Source organism: uncultured Arthrobacter sp. (genome assembly GCF_964021775.1).
Lineage (GTDB): Bacteria > Actinomycetota > Actinomycetes > Actinomycetales > Micrococcaceae > Arthrobacter.
Genome location: NZ_CAXHZI010000007.1, coordinates 56452 through 72083 on the forward strand (window position 1 = coordinate 56452; position 15632 = coordinate 72083).

Annotated in this window: 16 protein-coding genes and 1 riboswitch; of the genes, 11 read left to right on the plus strand and 5 right to left on the minus strand. The window is 69.6% G+C overall.

Features of this window, described 5'->3' with window-relative positions; all coding sequences use genetic code 11:
- The first annotated feature begins 27 nt into the window (after nucleotides 1-27).
- The 6 genes from ABIN76_RS08975 to mnhG are packed head-to-tail and all read left to right on the plus strand — an operon-like array spanning nucleotide 28 to nucleotide 6435.
- The gene (locus ABIN76_RS08975; RefSeq protein ID WP_346959365.1) at nucleotides 28-3063 is read left to right on the plus strand and encodes a Na+/H+ antiporter subunit A; all 3036 of its coding nucleotides are present in this window, start codon (nucleotides 28-30) and stop codon (nucleotides 3061-3063) included.
- Complete coding sequence (locus ABIN76_RS08980) at nucleotides 3060-3623, plus strand: Na(+)/H(+) antiporter subunit C (protein WP_346959366.1); 564 nt, start codon at nucleotides 3060-3062, stop codon at nucleotides 3621-3623. Before ABIN76_RS08975 ends, ABIN76_RS08980 begins: the two co-directional genes overlap by 4 nt.
- Nucleotides 3620-5233, plus strand: a complete 1614-nt coding sequence (locus ABIN76_RS08985; RefSeq protein ID WP_346959367.1) for a Na+/H+ antiporter subunit D — start codon at nucleotides 3620-3622, stop codon at nucleotides 5231-5233. Before ABIN76_RS08980 ends, ABIN76_RS08985 begins: the two co-directional genes overlap by 4 nt.
- The gene (locus tag ABIN76_RS08990) at nucleotides 5230-5775 is read left to right on the plus strand and encodes a Na+/H+ antiporter subunit E (RefSeq protein ID WP_346959368.1); all 546 of its coding nucleotides are present in this window, start codon (nucleotides 5230-5232) and stop codon (nucleotides 5773-5775) included. The genes ABIN76_RS08985 and ABIN76_RS08990 overlap by 4 nt, the downstream gene beginning before the upstream one ends.
- A complete protein-coding gene (locus tag ABIN76_RS08995; RefSeq protein WP_175322314.1) occupies nucleotides 5772-6050 on the plus strand; it encodes a monovalent cation/H+ antiporter complex subunit F in 279 nt (92 codons plus the stop codon). The genes ABIN76_RS08990 and ABIN76_RS08995 overlap by 4 nt, the downstream gene beginning before the upstream one ends.
- Nucleotides 6040-6435 carry a monovalent cation/H(+) antiporter subunit G gene (mnhG, locus tag ABIN76_RS09000; protein WP_346959369.1) on the plus strand — a complete coding sequence of 132 codons (396 nt, stop codon included), beginning with the start codon at nucleotides 6040-6042 and terminating at the stop codon, nucleotides 6433-6435. Before ABIN76_RS08995 ends, mnhG begins: the two co-directional genes overlap by 11 nt.
- Before the next feature lie 65 nt (nucleotides 6436-6500).
- On the opposite strand, the gene ABIN76_RS09005 is transcribed toward mnhG, so the two are convergent.
- Nucleotides 6501-6764, minus strand: a complete 264-nt coding sequence (locus tag ABIN76_RS09005; RefSeq protein ID WP_175322316.1) for a DUF4235 domain-containing protein — start codon at nucleotides 6762-6764, stop codon at nucleotides 6501-6503.
- Nucleotides 6765-6805: 41 nt separating this feature from the next.
- Complete coding sequence (locus ABIN76_RS09010) at nucleotides 6806-7354, minus strand: heme-degrading domain-containing protein (RefSeq protein ID WP_346959370.1); 549 nt, start codon at nucleotides 7352-7354, stop codon at nucleotides 6806-6808.
- A gap of 77 nt (nucleotides 7355-7431) precedes the next feature.
- Nucleotides 7432-7574: riboswitch (TPP riboswitch) on the plus strand.
- Between the two features lie 69 nt (nucleotides 7575-7643).
- On the opposite strand from ABIN76_RS09010, the gene ABIN76_RS09015 reads away from it, so the two are divergent.
- From ABIN76_RS09015 to ABIN76_RS09035, 5 genes are all read left to right on the plus strand, one after another.
- Nucleotides 7644-8276 (plus strand): ECF transporter S component, encoded by a 633-nt coding sequence (locus tag ABIN76_RS09015; protein ID WP_346959371.1) that lies wholly within the window; start codon nucleotides 7644-7646, stop codon nucleotides 8274-8276.
- 13 nt (nucleotides 8277-8289) lie between these two features.
- Nucleotides 8290-9924, plus strand: coding sequence for an ABC transporter ATP-binding protein (locus ABIN76_RS09020; RefSeq protein WP_346959372.1), 1635 nt, complete (start codon nucleotides 8290-8292; stop codon nucleotides 9922-9924).
- The gene (locus tag ABIN76_RS09025; protein ID WP_346959373.1) at nucleotides 9921-10724 is read left to right on the plus strand and encodes an energy-coupling factor transporter transmembrane component T; all 804 of its coding nucleotides are present in this window, start codon (nucleotides 9921-9923) and stop codon (nucleotides 10722-10724) included. Before ABIN76_RS09020 ends, ABIN76_RS09025 begins: the two co-directional genes overlap by 4 nt.
- 129 nt (nucleotides 10725-10853) lie before the next feature.
- Nucleotides 10854-12377, plus strand: a complete 1524-nt coding sequence (locus ABIN76_RS09030; protein ID WP_346959374.1) for a UDP-N-acetylglucosamine 1-carboxyvinyltransferase — start codon at nucleotides 10854-10856, stop codon at nucleotides 12375-12377.
- Nucleotides 12378-12437: 60 nt separating this feature from the next.
- Complete coding sequence (locus tag ABIN76_RS09035; protein ID WP_346959375.1) at nucleotides 12438-13679, plus strand: glutamate--cysteine ligase; 1242 nt, start codon at nucleotides 12438-12440, stop codon at nucleotides 13677-13679.
- Here ABIN76_RS09035 and ABIN76_RS09040 read toward each other — a convergent pair.
- Genes ABIN76_RS09040 through ABIN76_RS09050 form a run of 3 tightly spaced genes read right to left on the minus strand, consistent with a single transcriptional unit; the run spans nucleotide 13676 to nucleotide 15618 of the window.
- On the minus strand, nucleotides 13676-14884 hold the full coding sequence (locus ABIN76_RS09040; RefSeq protein WP_346959376.1) for an O-succinylhomoserine sulfhydrylase: 1209 nt from the start codon (nucleotides 14882-14884) through the stop codon (nucleotides 13676-13678). The genes ABIN76_RS09035 and ABIN76_RS09040 overlap by 4 nt on opposite strands.
- Nucleotides 14885-15304, minus strand: a complete 420-nt coding sequence (locus ABIN76_RS09045) for a rhodanese-like domain-containing protein (protein ID WP_346959377.1) — start codon at nucleotides 15302-15304, stop codon at nucleotides 14885-14887. It abuts the gene before it with no gap.
- Nucleotides 15301-15618, minus strand: coding sequence for a DUF1737 domain-containing protein (locus tag ABIN76_RS09050; RefSeq protein WP_346959378.1), 318 nt, complete (start codon nucleotides 15616-15618; stop codon nucleotides 15301-15303). Before ABIN76_RS09050 ends, ABIN76_RS09045 begins: the two co-directional genes overlap by 4 nt.
- Nucleotides 15619-15632: the final 14 nt, after the last annotated feature.

Sequence of the window (15632 nt, forward strand, 5' to 3'; positions counted from 1 at the left end):
CGAATTCCTAACGTTGCGGAGATTCCAGTGATCACAGTCCTTGCCGTGCACTTCGCGGTGGCTGCTGTGGCGCCGTTCCTCTTCCGCAGGCTGGGCAGGAACGCGTTCTTCGCACTGGCCGCGGTGCCGGCAGGATCGTTCATCTGGCTGCTCCTGCAGCACGGCGCGGTCTATTCGGACCCCGGTTCCACCGCGGTGACCCTGCCGTGGATCCCGGACCTTGGCCTTGAGCTGGCGTTCCGGATGGATGCCCTGGCCTGGGTCATGTCGCTGCTGGTCCTGGGGGTCGGAGCGCTGGTCCTGGTCTACTGCGCCCGCTACTTCAAGAACAAGGACAGCTACCTGGGCGGCTTCGGCGCGCAGCTGCTGGCCTTCGCCGGCGCCATGTTCGGCCTGGTCACCGCCGATGACCTGCTCCTGATGTTCATTTTCTGGGAACTGACCACGGTGCTGTCCTACCTGCTGATCGGCTACGCCCGCACCCGCTTGTCCGCCCGGCGTTCGGCGCTGCAGGCGCTTATTGTCACCACGGCCGGCGGCCTCGCCATGCTGGTGGGGCTGATTATGCTCGGCTCCACGGCGGGAACCTACCGGATCTCGTCCCTCCTGCAGCGGGCGCCGGAGCTGGTGGCCGGGCCGGCCGCGGACTCGGTGGCGGCCGCCGTCGTGCTGGTCCTGGTGGGGGCGATCACCAAGTCAGCCCTGGTCCCGTTCCATTTCTGGCTCCCCGGGGCGATGGCCGCCCCGACGCCGGTGAGCGCCTACCTGCACGCCGCCGCCATGGTGAAGGCCGGCATCTACCTCGTGGCGCGGCTCGCCCCCGGCTTCGCCGAGACGGCGTTCTGGCTCCCGGTGGTGCTGGGCCTGGGCCTGGCCACCATGCTGGTGGGCGGGTACCGGGCCCTGCGCCAGACCGACATCAAGCTCATCCTCGCCTACGGCACGGTCAGCCAGCTGGGCTTCCTGACCATGGTGGTGGGGCTCGGCAAGCCGGACGCCGCGCTCGCCGGCCTCGCGCTGCTGCTGGCCCACGGTCTCTTCAAAGCCACGCTGTTCCTGGTGGTCGGCATCATCGACCACCAGGCGGGGACCCGCGACATCCGCAAGCTCTCCGGCGTGTACCGGTCCTCTCGGGCCCTCGCCGTGGTGGCGGCGATCGGGGCGGCGTCGATGGCCGGGGTCCCCCCGCTGGCAGGCTTCGTGGCGAAGGAGTCGGTCTTTGAAGCCTTCGTGCACCACGCCGGGACCGGCCCCTGGGGCCCCGTGATCCTGCTGGGAGTGGTCCTGGGCTCCATCCTGACCTTCGCCTACAGTGCCCGCTTCATGTGGGGCGCCTTCGCGGTCAAGCAGGGCGTGCCGGCCACCCCGTTCAAGGCGATCAAACCGGCGTTCCTGGCCGCCCCCGCACTGCTGAGCCTGCTGACTGTCGCCTACGGAGTGTGGCCGGTGCCGGTGGACGCCTGGATCCAGCCCTACGCGGCACTCTTTGCCGGCCAGGAAGGTGTCCCGGAGGCCGACGCCGCCGGCCACCTGGCGCTGTGGCACGGGTTCACCCCGGCGCTGGGCCTCACCGCGGTCACCTTCGCCCTCGGCCTGGCGATGTTTTACGGACGGAACGTCGTCGCCCGTGCCCAGGGCCTGGTGCCTGGCTGGATCGACGGCGACCGCAGCTACCAGCACACCATCGGCGCCCTCGACGATGTCGCGGTGTGGGTCACCGGCCGGACCCAGCGAGGCTCGCTGTTCTTCTACCTGGCCGTCATCCTGACGGTCGCCTTCGTCCTGCCGCTGACCGCACTGGTGCTGGCCAACAAGCCGCTGCCGGGCGGCCTGTACTTCGTGGACCCCGGTTCGCCGCTGCAGCTGGTGGCCGGCGCCGGAATCGTGATCGGCGCCCTCGCCGCGGTCCGGGCCAACAAACGCTTCCTGGCCGTGCTGATGGTCTCGGTGACCGGCTACGGCATCGCGCTCATGTTCGCCCTCCAGGGCGCCCCGGACCTGGCCCTGACCCAGATGTTGGTGGAAACGATCATCCTGGTGGCCTTTGTCCTCGCCATGCGCAGCCTGCCGCCGGAACTGCGGGACCGCACCGGCGGCAAATACCGGGTGATCCGGGTGATCATCGGCGCGGCCTTCGGCCTCACCATGGTCTTCGTGGCGATCTACGCCCTGGGGGCCCGCGTCGCCACACCCGTTTCGCTGGAATTCCCCCGCCTGGCCTACGAGGGCGGCGGAGGCCTGAACGTCGTCAACGTCACCCTCGTGGATATCAGGGCCTGGGACACCTTCGGCGAGATCTCCGTCCTGGCGCTCGCCGCGACCGGCGTCGCCAGCCTGATTTTCGTCCGCGGGCGCGGCGACCGGATCGGACCGTCCGCGTCCGTTGCGGAGGGGACCGTGGGCCGCCGGACCGGCCAGCCCGCGCACACCAGGGACAACGCGGCGCTGGCCATGAGCCGGCGGTTCGCCGCCTCGACGCGCGACGCGTGGCTGGTCGCCGGGCGCACCATGGCCCCGGAGCGCCGCTCGATCATCTTCGAAGTCGTCACCCGGCTGATCTTCCACTCCATGATCGTCTTCTCCCTCTACCTGCTGCTGGCCGGCCACAACCTGCCCGGCGGAGGTTTCGCCGGCGGCCTCACGGCCGGGCTCGCCCTCACCATCCGCTACCTCGCCGGGGGGCGCTTCGAACTGCGCGAAGCCACCCCGGTCAGCGCCGGCGCCCTGCTGGGGATCGGCCTAGCAACGGCCGCGGCGTCGGGCGTGGCGCCGCTGCTGTTGGGCGGCCAGGTCTTCCAGACCGCGGTGATCGAACTCTGGCTGCCGGTGTTCGGTGACATCAAGTTCGTCACCTCCACCATCTTCGACATCGGCGTCTACATCGTCGTCGTCGGCCTGGCCCTGGACGTGCTGCGCAGCCTCGGCGCGGAAATCGACGAGCACTTCGAGGACCAGCCCGCCGAGCGCGCCGAGGAAGAGCCCGCAGAGCCGTCCGAGGGGTCGGCCGACGGACCAAAGGCCGACGGCGCCCCGGCCGAAGCCACCGCGAAGGGAAACGCATGAGCGTCAATCTGACCCTGCTGACGGTTATGGGAGCCCTATACGCCTGCGGCATCTACCTGATCCTGGAACGCAGCCTGACCCGGGTCCTGCTGGGCCTGATGCTGCTGGCCAACGCCACCAACCTGCTGATCCTGGCCACCGGCGGCTACGCAGGCCTCGCCCCGCTGTACAACAAGGACACCGCCGCCAACGACTACAACGACCCGCTCCCGCAGGCGCTGATCCTCACCTCGATCGTGATCTCCTTCGCCGTCACGGCGTTCATGCTGGGCATCATCTACCGCACCTGGGTGCTGGCCCGGCAGGACGAAATCCAGGACGACGCCGAGGACCGCCGCGTGGCCGAGACCCCCAGCTTCGACGCGGAGGATGACGCCGTCATTCCGGTGGAGACCTCGGAGTTCCCGCTGGTCGCGGCCCCGGAGCCCGGCGCAGCGGGGACGGATTCGCCGGAGACCGTGCAGGCCGGCGCCCGCCGCATGCCTGCAGCGGACGCCGCCGCCGAAGAACAACCTGGTTCCCGCAACGTCGATCCCGGCCCGGAAGGAGGGACCAAGTGAACATCGCAAGCTTTGCCCCGCTCGCCGTCGTCCTCCCCATCCTGGGGGCCGCCCTGACCTTCCTGCTGATCCGGCAGCCACGGGCGCAGCGGACCGTCAGCATCGCGCTGCTCTCGCTGACCCTGCTGCTGGAGTGCTTCCTGCTGGCCTCCGTCTGGCAGGGCGGCACGTCCGCGGTCAACATCGGCGGCTGGCTGCCGCCCTGGGGCATCGTGCTGGTGGTGGACCAGTTCTCCTCGCTCATGCTGGTGGTGTCCTCCACCGTCAGCCTCGCCGTGCTGGTCTACGCCACCGGCCAGGGCATGGCCGACGGCGACCGCGACGCACCCGTGTCGATCTTCCACCCCACCTACCTGATCCTCGTGGCTGGCGTGTCCAACGCCTTCCTTTCCGGCGATCTGTTCAACCTTTACGTGGGCTTCGAGATCCTGCTGACCGCCAGCTACGTGCTGATGACCCTCGGCGGGACGGGGCCGCGGATCCGCGCCGGGGTGACCTACGTGGTGGTGTCCGTGGTGTCCTCGGTGCTCTTCCTGATCGCGATCGCCATGATCTACGGCGCCACCGGGACCATCAACATGGCCGACCTGGCCGTCAAGCTGGTCGAACTGGACCAGGGCACCCGGAACCTGCTGCACGTGCTGCTGCTGGTGGCGTTCGGGATCAAGGCCGCCGTCTTCCCGCTGAGTTTCTGGCTCCCGGACTCGTATCCGACGGCGCCTGCCCCGGTCACCGCCGTGTTCGCCGGGCTGCTCACCAAGGTGGGCGTCTACGCGATGGTCCGCACCGAGACGCTGCTCTTTCCCGGCGACACGTTCAACACCCCGCTGATGGTCGCGGCCCTGCTGACCATGGTGGTGGGGATTCTGGGTGCCCTGGCGCAAAGCGACATCAAGCGACTGCTCTCCTTTACCCTGGTCAGCCACATCGGCTACATGGTGTTCGGCCTGGCGATGTCCTCTGTCGCGGGGCTGGGGGCCGCGGTGTTCTACGTGGCGCACCACATCACCATCCAGACCAGCCTGTTCCTGGTGACCGGCCTGATCGAGCGCCGCGCCGGCAGTTCCTCGGTGGACCGGATCGCCGGGCTCGCCAAGCTCTCGCCGCTGCTGGCGGTGCTGTTCTTCGTCCCGGCCATGAACCTGGCCGGCATCCCGCCGTTCTCCGGGTTCCTGGGCAAACTGGGCCTGCTGCAGGCCGGCGTCGCCCTCGGCACGCCGCTCGCGTACGCGCTCGTGGCTGGCGGCGTGCTGACCAGCCTGCTGACGCTGCTGGCCATCGCCCGGGTCTGGAACCGTGCCTTCTGGCGCAAACCCGAGGACGCCGAACACCCCGACCCCGTGTTGTTGGCCGCCCCGGCCGACGCGGCCACCGGCCACCGCGCCGGCCAGCAGAACGTGACCCTGCTGCCGCGGACCATGGTGGGCTCCACCTTGGGCCTGGTGCTGTTCGGGGTGGCGCTGACGGTGTTCGCCGGGCCGCTGTTCCGGGTGGCCGGCCAGTCGGCCGAGTCGATGCTGGACCGGTCAGCCTACATCCAGGCCGTGCTGGGGGACGAGGCGCCGGTCCCGGCGATCGCCGAGCCGCCGCGGCAGGAGGGCGGGAAATGACGCGGAAGAGAATCTCGCTGCGCCAGGAACTGCCGTTGCTGGTCTGGCTGGTCATCGTCTGGGGTGCGCTCTGGCAGGATTTCAGCGCCGGGAACCTGCTTTTCGGTGCGTTGATAGCAGTGGTGGTGGCGCGGCTGTTCTACCTGCCGCCGGTAGAACTGGGCGGCCGGTTCAACGTGCTGCGCGCCGTGCCCTTCGCCGTGATCTTCCTGGGCAAGGTAGTGGCGGCCAGCTTCCAGGTCCTGTACCTGGCCGTGGTCCGGGGCCCGCAGGTGATCAGCGCCGTCGTCGCCGTCCGACTCCGGAGCCATTCCGACCTGCTGGTGACCGCCACCGGGCATGTGATCTCGCTGATTCCGGGGTCCGTGGTGGTGGAAGTCGACCGGTCCACGTCCACGCTCTACATCCACGGCATCAACGTCCGCGACGCTAAGGATGCGGACAAGCTCCGCATGGAGGTACGCGACACCGAGGCCGCGCTGATCCGGATCATGGGCACCCCGGCCGAACTGTCCGCACTGAAGCAGGAGGTGGGCACATGATGCCGCTGGTCCTGACCATCACCGCCGTCGTGCTCTCCCTCGCAGCGGCCGGCGCGATCATCCGCATCGCCCGCGGGCCCTCGCTGCTTGACCGGGTGCTCGCCGCCGACGTGCTGCTCGCCATCCTGGGCGCGGCGCTGTGCATCGATATGGCCGTGAACCGGCACCTGAACAACCTGATGCTGCTGGTGTCCATCTCCATCATCGGCTTTGTCGGCTCGGTGACCGTGGCCCGTTTCGTGGCAGACCGGAGGAAGCAGCCCAATGAGTCCTGAGACAACCTCGGCCGACGCCGTGATCGACGCCGTCTCCGCCGTGTTCATGGTGGTCGGGGCGCTGATGTCCCTCGGCGCGGCTATCGGCCTGCTGCGCTTCCCCGACCTCATGAGCCGGATGCACGCCGCCACCAAGCCGCAGGTGCTGGGCCTGTTCCTGCTGCTCTGCGCGGTGGGGCTGCAGCTGCGCACCTGGTGGGTGTGGCCGGTGCTGGGGGTGGCATGGATCTTCCAGCTGCTCACGGTGCCGGTCTCGGCCCACATGGTGGGACGCGCCGGCTACCGCACCAAGCACCTGCACCCGGAACTGCTCAGCGCCGACGAGCTCGAAGCCGTCGTCCAGCAGGCGGCCGGCAAACGCGGTTTTACCGACGACGACGACTGACGCCGCCGGCGCGGCCAGTGCGCCCGGATGCCGGCGGCCCGTGCGAACGGGGCCGGCGATAGGGCTTAGACCAGGTCCTGGGTCTTGGCGAAGCGGGTGATCGCCCGCTGCGTGCCGCGGTTGGCGAGGACCTGGATGATGGCGCTGACCGACGCCGAGATCAGGGCGAACGTCAGGGCCTGCCGCAGCGTGGTGGGAACGTCGTCGTCGTGGCCCTTCGGCGGCTTGTTGCCGGTGGTCTTTTCCCAGACGGTGTCGACCACCTTGGTGCCGACGAAGCCGGCGAGGAGGCTGATGCCGGTGCCGAGCAGTTTGATGAAGATGTTCATACGTCGTACTCCTTGCGGGAGGAAACAGGGCTTCCCCTAGCCTAGCGTCCCGGTGACGCCGGGCGGCCAAGGACCTCCGTCAGGGCCTCGACCACCAGCTCGTGGTCCGCCTTCTGCGGCAGCCCCGACACGGTGACGGTGCCGACCATCCCGGTGCCGCGCAGGTAGATCGGAAAGGAGCCGCCGTGGGCCGCGAATTCCTGCTGGTCGAACCAGGCGTTGTCCTCGATCCTGCGCCCGGCGGCACGCGCCCGGAGGCCCACCAGCAGCGACGGGACTTCGTACCGCGCGGCGGTGCGCTGTTTGGCCTTGATCCAGCGATCGTTGTCCGGGGTGGCGCCCTCCAGCGCGGCGTGGAACAGCACCTGCTCACCCTTGGTGATGTCGATGGCAATCGGGTGGGCGCGTTGCCGGCCCAGTTCCACCAGTCGGAGCCCAAGGTCAAGGGCGTCGTCTTTGCTGAAGGACTCGAACTGCAGTTCGTCGATTTCCGTCAGGATGCGGCCGATGAGCGCCGCCAGGGACCCCTCCGGCTGCGGTTCCGCGGAGTCCGGGTCGTACTCGGGGGAAGGAACTGGTGCGTCGCTCATGGGATTCAGCTTCCGTTAGCTGCCCACCGCGGCGCAACCCCAACGGGTGTAAACTGGCCCAGCCCACAAGGGCGATTTTAATACGACAGGGGAGCGCCGCCGTCGGGCATCACTGGAGCAGTCCAGGGAACCGTAGGTGGGCGCTGAGAGTGCGGACAGCCGCAGACCCTCGAACCTGATCCGGTTAGTACCGGCGCAAGGGAGTCGAGTTCTCAGGGTGCCCGGCGCCCGTGGCGGAAGCCGCGGCGCCGCCGGAACACCCTCCCCTCCTGTACCTCAGGAGGACGACATGACTGATATTTCTGCGAAGCAGACACTCACCACCGGCAAGTACAGCTGGCGCGTGGTCGACATTGTGGTGGCGGCGTTGATCGCTGTAGCCGGCGGTGTGATTTTCTGGGCCTGGTCCCAGGGTTCCAACCTTGTTTCCGTTCCGCTCAACGCCGTCTACCCGCCGCTGACCGGGCTCTACGCCGGCGGCTGGATGATTCCGGCGGTGCTGGGCATGCTCATTATCCGCAAGCCCGGAGCGGCCCTGTTCTGCGAAACCGTGGCCGCCACGGGCGAGCTGATCATGGGCTCCCAGTACGGCGCGTCCGTGCTGTTCTCCGGCTTCGTCCAGGGCCTCGGCGCCGAACTCATTTTCGCCGCTTTCCTGTACAAGCGGTTCAACCTGCCGGTGTCCCTGCTCGCCGGCGCCGGCGCGGGCCTCTTCTGCGGCCTGAACGACTCCTTCCTGCCGTGGGGCTGGAACATCGCGTACGAAACCGGCGACAAGCTCGCCTACATCATCTTCTGCGCCATCTCCGGAGCCGTCATTGCCGGCGGACTGTCCTGGCTGGCCACCCGCGGCCTGGCCAAGACCGGGGTGCTGGGCTCCTTCGGCTCCCGCAAGGCGGCGTCGGAACCCGTCTTCTCCTGAGGCCCGCACCCGCATGAGAACTTCCGACGCCGTCCGGCCGGCCGCGGTCACCGCCCGCGGCTGGGGCTGGCGGCACGCCGGCCGGCCCCGGCCCGCCGTGAGCGGCCTGGATCTGGACATCGGACCGGGCGAGCGTGTGCTGCTGCTGGGGCCGTCCGGCGCCGGCAAGTCCACACTGCTGCACGCCCTGGCCGGGGTGCTCGGGGACAGCACAGCTGCAGCCGCTGCTTCGCCCGCGGCCGCCGCTGACGCCGAGGACTCGGACGAAACGGGCAGCCTGCTGATCGACGGCGCCCCGCCCCGGGCCCGGCGCGGCAGGGCGGGGCTGATGCAGCAGGACCCGGAGACCCAGGTGGTGCTGTCACGGCTTGGCGACGACGTCGCCTTCGGAGCCGAAAACCTCTCCGTGCCCCCTGCGGAGATCTGGCGCCGGGTGGCGGAGGCGCTCGACGACGTCGGGCTGGGCGGGCTGCCGCTGCAGCACCCGACGTCGTCGCTTTCCGGCGGCCAGAAGCAGCGGCTGGCACTCGCCGGGATCCTCGCGATGCGGCCGGGCCTGCTGCTGCTGGACGAGCCCACCGCCAACCTTGACCCGGGCGGTGTCCTGGAGGTCCGCGACGCCGTGGGACGGTGCCTGGACAAGACCGGGGCCACCCTGGTGGTGGTGGAGCACCGGGTTGCCGTCTGGAAAGACCTCGTGGACCGGATCGTCGTGCTGCGGCCCGGAACCGCCACGGACTCCGCCGTGCTGCTGGACGGGCCCCCGGACGTGGTGCTGGAGCAGGCACGGGACCTGCTCATCGCCGCCGGCGTCTGGGTGCCCGGCCATGTGCCTGCCACCCGGGCCCGTGCCGGCGGAGCCCCCGGGGGTACCCTGTGGGGCGGGACCGGCGGCGGCGCGGCGGCCGGCCAGCTGCTGCTGGCCGCCGAGGGGCTGGCCGTGTCCCGCGAACGCCCCCGCCGCACCGGTCTGCTGCGGGGGTTCCGCGCGCTCCCGCCCGCGCCCGTGCAGTCCGGCATCATGGCGCAGGTCCGGGCCGGGCAGGCGCTGACCATCACCGGCCCCAACGGTTCCGGGAAGTCGACCTTCGCCCTGACGCTGGCGGGACTGCTGGCCCCGGTGGCCGGTGCGGTGTCCGCCACGACCGAACTAAGCGCCGGCGCGGGCATCAATCCCTACAAGTGGAGGGCCCAGCAGCTGATCGCCAGGATCGGCACGGTGTTCCAGGAACCCGAGCACCAGTTCGTCACCGGACGGGTGCTGGACGAACTGATGTTCGGCCCCCGCCAGCTGGGCCGCGGCGAAGAACGGGTGGACGAACTGTTGGAACGCCTCCGGCTGCGCGAGCTGGTGGACGCCAACCCCTACACCCTCTCCGGCGGCGAAAAACGGCGGCTCTCGGTCGCTACCGTGCTGGCCGCGCACCCGCAGGTGCTGGTGCTGGACGAGCCGACCTTCGGCCAGGACGCCAACACCTGGGCGGAACTTGCCTCCTTCCTCTCCGAGCTCCTCGACGCCGGCACCGCCGTGGTCTCGGTAACGCATGACGCGGAGTTCAGCGAGGTTCTGGGCGGCACCGAGTTGAAACTCGGCGCCCCGCAGCCCGGCGTGCCCGGCCCGGCCCATCCGGGGGTGGCGGCGCCGTGAGGGACACTCTGACCCTGCCCGGGAACCACGCCCTGCTGGCCCGGGCCAACCCGCTGGCCAAGTTCGCCGGCGTCGTGCTCATCACCGTCGTCCTGGCGCTGTCCATCGACTGGGTGTCCGCGTCCGTGGCGCTCGGCTTCGAACTCCTGCTGTTCCCGCTTGCCGGCCTGACCCTGGCCCTGCTCTGGCAGCGCGGCTGGCCGCTGATCCTCGCGGCGGCCGTGGGCGGCTGGAGCACGGCGATCCTGGCGCCGGACCACGGACGGATACTGCTCGACGTCGGCGTCTGGTCCATCAGCGAGGGCTCGCTGCAGCTTGGGCTGGGCTTCCTCTTGCGCGGCCTGGCGATCGCCCTGCCGGCGGTGCTGCTGATGAGCTGCACAGACCCGACAGACCTGGCCGACGCCCTGGGGCAGCAGGCGAAGCTGCCGCACCGGTTTGTGCTCGGGACCCTCGCCGCGATGCGCCTCGTGGGGCTCATGGCCGAGGAATGGCAGACCATTGGCATGGCCCGGCGGGCCCGCGGCGTGGGCTCGCATGGCAGCCCGGTGCAGCGGCTGAAGGCCGCCCTGGGGCAGAGCTTCGGGCTGCTGGTCCAGGCACTCCGCCGCGCGTCCCGGCTGGCGGTGACCATGGAAGCCCGCGGCTTCGGCGGCGCGCAGCGGACCTGGGCGCGGACGGCGACGTTCAGCCGGCTGGACGCGTGGGTGGTCCTGGGCGGTGTGCTGATCGCCGGCGCGTCGGTGGCGGCGGCCATCGGTGCCGGGACCTGGAACATGGTGTTCCTCGGCCAGCAGTAGCGGACTGGCGTACGCTACTCGCGGGGTAGCCGCTGCTCCCATATCGCACGAGATGGATATTGTGTGAGCTTAATTGCAGTTGGAGCGTGTTTTTCGAATCAAATAGCTCATCCGTGATATTTATTGCATATGACTCAACAGACTGCTGAACACGTCGGCGCCGCGCTCCGGGACGCCCGCGGCCAGAAGGGCTGGACCCAGGGACAGCTCGCGGCCGAACTGGGTACCAGCCAGAGCGCCATTGCCCGGATGGAACAGGGCAAGCAGAACCTGAGCCTGAAAATGATCCAGCGGCTTGAAGCCATTTTCGGCCGGGCCATCGTCAAGGTCGGCCGGCCGCAGATGACCCACCTCAGGGTGGAGGGCGGCCGCACGCTCTCCGGCGCCGTGGACGTCAACAGCAGCAAGAACGCCGGCGTCGCGCTGCTGTGCGCGAGCCTGATCAACCGCGGCACCACCGTCCTCCGCCGGCTGGCCCGGATCGAGGAGGTCAACCGGATCGTTGAGGTCCTGACCAGCATCGGCGTCGAGTGCACCTGGCTGGACGCGAACGATCTGCAGATCCGCCGCCCGGCCGTGCTGGACCTTGATTCGATGGACGTCGAGGCCGCACGCCGGACCCGGAGCGTCATCATGCTCCTGGGTCCGCTGCTCGACGAATCCGCCGAATACCGGCTGCCGTACGCGGGCGGCTGCGACCTCGGCACCCGCACCGTGGAGCCGCACATGCAGGCCCTGCGCCAGTTCGGCCTCAGCGTCGAGGCGAAGTCCGGCTTCTACAGCGTGCAGGCGCCGCCCGCGGACGGCCACGACCGTTCCTTCGTCCTGAGTGAGCGCGGCGACACCGTGACCGAAAACGCCATCATGGCTGCAGCCCACCGCCGTGGCACCACCATCATCCGCAACGCCAGCCCGAACTACATGGTCCAGGACCTCTGCTTCTACCTGCAGATGCTGGGCGTGGAGATCGACGGCGTAGGCACCACGACGCTGAAGATCGTCGGCCGCCCGTCAATCGACGCCGATATCGAGTATTTCCCCTCCGAGGACCCGATCGAGGCGATGAGCCTGATCACCGCCGGCATCGTGACCAACTCGGAAGTCACGATCCGGCGGGTCCCGATCGAGTTCATGGAGATCGAGCTGGCAACGCTGGAGCAGATGGGCCAGCGGCTGGAGGTGTCCGCAGAGTACCTTGCCCGCAACGGCCGCACCCGGCTGGTGGACGTCACCACCAAGCCCTCCGAGCTGCGGGCGCCAACGGACAAGATCCACCCGATGCCTTTCCCCGGCCTGAACATCGACAACCTGCCGTTCTTCGCCGTCATCGCCGCCAACGCACAGGGCCAGACGATGATCCACGACTGGGTGTACGAGAACCGGGCCATTTACCTGACCGAGTTGAACAAGCTCGGCGCCCAGGTCCAGCTGCTGGATCCGCACCGGATCTACGTCAACGGGCCCACCAGGTGGCGGGCCGCGGAAGTCGGCTGCCCGCCGGCCCTGCGCCCGGCAGCCTGCCTGCTGCTGGCCATGCTCGCCGCGCGGGGCGTCTCCGAGCTGCGCAACATTTACGTGATCGAGCGCGGCTACGAGGACCTCGCCGAACGGCTCAACACCATCGGCGCCAGGATCGAGTACTTCCAGGACTGACTCGTCTGACCGGCGCGGTGGGGTAGCGCGCCGGGGGAGGGGCTGGCGCACAATGGTTGCATGCGCACCTTCGGCGTTGAGGAGGAACTGCTGATCGTGGACCCCGTCACCGGGGTCCCGGTGGCGCTCGCCGACGCACTGCTGCGCGGGCTGAAGCCGGCCCCCGACGCCGGTCAAGATCAGCACCACGGCGCCGCCGCCGCGCCGGCCGCGTCTGCCGGTCACGATCCGTACCACGACGATTCCGGCTTCAGTTTCGAGCTCAAGCTCGAGCAGATCGAGACGCAGACCGTCCCCTGCCTGGACCACGGCGGGCTGCTGCAGCAGATCCGGCAGTCCCGGGCGTTCACGGACCGCGCCGCCCGGACCCATGGCGCCCGGGTGGCGGCCCTGGCCACCTCGCCGCTGGCGTCCGCCACCCACACCACCCCCAACCCGCGGTATGCCACCATGCAGAAGCGGTTCGGCCTCACCGTGCAGGAGCAGCTGACCTGCGGATTCCATGTCCACACCTTCATCGAATCCCCGGAGGAGGGCGTGGCGGTCCTGGACCGGATTCGGGACAAGCTGGCGGTGCTCATCGCGCTCAGCGCCAACTCGCCCTTCTGGAACGGGGCGGAGACCGGCTTCGAAAGCTACCGCACCCAGGCGTGGAACCGCTGGCCGGCAGCCGGCCCCGCCATGATCTTCGGCAGCCTTCCGGTGTACCGGCGGGTGGTCACGCGGCTGCTGGAGAGCGGGGTGCTGTTTGACGAAGGCATGGTCTACTTCGACGCGAGGCTGGCCCGGCACCACCCCACCGTGGAGGTCCGGGTCGCGGATGTCTGCCTGCGCGCGGAGGACGCAGCGCTGATCGCGGTGCTGGTGCGCGCCCTGGTGGAGTCCGCCAGCCGGGAGTGGCGCGACGGCGTGGACCCGGCCCCGGTACCGACGGTGCTGCTGAAGATGGCCGCCTGGCAGGCCAGCAACTGCGGGCTGCGCGGCGAGCTGCTGGACTTCGGCAGCTTCCGGCCCGCCCCTGCCGCCGAGGTGGTGCATGCGCTGGTGGACTTCGTGGCCCCCGTCCTGGCGGAGCAGGGCGAGCTGGAACTGGCGCGCCGCGGCGTGGACAGGGTCCTGGCGAACGGCACCGGGTCGCAGCTGCAGCGCCAGGCGCTCTGCGCGCCCGGGCTGGACACGCCCGCCGACGACGCAGGCCTGGCCGCCGTCGTCGCCCATGCCGTGCAGGTCACGACGCACGGCGCGGACGCCAGGGCGGCAGCGGACCCGGCCCCCGTGCTCTCACGGGTACGCCGGGACTAAAAATGCTTGAGTGCCTGCCCGAGGTCGCGGATCAGGTCCTCGACGTCTTCCAGGCCCACCGACAGCCGGACGACGCCGTCGCTCAGCCCGATCGCTGCCCGGCCGTCCGGTCCCATGGCGCGGTGCGTCGTGGTGGCCGGATGGGTGATCAGGGACTTCGAATCACCCAGGTTGTTGGAAATATCGATGATCCGCAGCGAGTCCAGCAGCGCAAAGGCGGCCTCCTTGGCCGTGCGGCCGGGCGAGGGTGACAGCTCGAACGTTAGCACGGTGCCGCCGGCCTTCATCTGCCGTGCGGCCAGCTCGTACTGCGGATGGGACGGCAGCAGCGGGTACTTGACCCAGCTGACCGCCGGCTGCTCCTGGAGCCACTCGGCCAGCCGCAGCGCGGAGGCGGAGGAGTGGTTCACCCGCAGGGCCATCGTCTCCAGCCCCTTGGTCAGCACCCACGCGTTGAAGGCGGAGAGCGCCGGGCCGGTGTGGCGCATAAGCTGCTTGACCGGTCCCTCGATGAACTCCTTGGTGCCCAGGATCGCGCCGCCGAGCACCCGGCCCTGGCCGTCGATGTGTTTGGTGCCGGAATACACAATCACGTCCGCGCCGAGTTCCCCGCAGCGCTGCAGCAGGGGAGTGGCAAAGACGTTGTCAACGACGACGGTCGCGCCGGCGGCGTGCGCCAGTTCGCTCACGGCGGCGATGTCCACGATTTCCTGCATCGGGTTCGACGGCGACTCGAAGAAGACCGCCGTCGTCGGCTCCGACAGCGCCGAGCGCCACTGCTCAAGGTCGGGGCCGTCCACGAAGACCGTCTCCACACCCCAGCGGGGGAGGATCTCGTTGAGGATCACGAAGCAGGATCCGAAGAGGGAGCGGGCGGCGACTACCCGGTCGCCTGCCCCCAGCAGCGCCCCCAGCGCGGTGAACACGGCGGACATGCCGGACGCCGTCGCGAAGCATGCTTCGGTTCCTTCCAGCAGCCGGAGCCGCTCCTGGAAGGTGGCCACCGAGGGGTTGCCGTAGCGCGAATACACAAAGCGTTCGTCCTCGCCGGTGAAGGCGCGTTCCGCGGCGGCGGCGGATTCATAGACGAAGCCTGAGTTCAGGAAGATCGGTTCGGTGGTCTCCTGGAAGCCGGTGCGGTCGAGTCCGCCGCGGACGGCCTGGGTGTCCGGGCTCCAGCCTTGGGCGTCGGGATTAAAGCTCACTTAGTGCTTTCCGGGGTTGGTGGGCAGGCCGCGGTTCTTCCAGCCGTTGACGGTGCGTTCGCCGTGACGGTCCGGTTCGCCTTCGAAGCCCTCGAGGACGTTGTAGGAGGTGAAGCCGGCTTCCGTGGCGGCGTTGGCGGCGGCGACGGACCGGGCGCCGGAGCGGCACAGGAAGATGAGCTCGGCTTCCGCGGCGTCAGGCGCCTGCTGCTGCAGCTGTTCCAGGAAGTACGGGTTGGGCGCTCCACCGGCCAGGGTCCACTGGACGAACAGGGGTTCCTGCCGTTTTCCGGCGGCAGAGGGGGCAGCCGGGGTGCCGATCCGGGCCCATTCGCCCTCGGTGCGGACGTCCACCAGGACGGCGCCCGCCTCGAGCCTTGCCCATGCCTCCTCCGGGCTCAGGTCTCCGGCGTAGCTCATGCGTGGCCCTCGCCGTCGAACTCGACGACGTCCAGCTCATCCACCGCGTTGGCGACGGCGGCGTCAGCGCTCGCGATCGCGGCCGGCAGCACGACGGCCTGCGCCACAATCACGGTGCTGCCGTTGAACGTCGCGGAGGGGCTGCCGTGCAGCACGTATCCCTCGGCCAAGGCGGCGGAAACACGTTCACAGAAGCTGCGGTCGTCGGGCCCGGTGAACAGGCGGTACGCCAGTTTTTCTTCGACGGGGCCGGGGGCGGCGGAGGACGGGGCGGGGGCTGTGGCGGGCACAGCGGGTGCGGACGCGTCGGGCACGACGGATCTCCTTA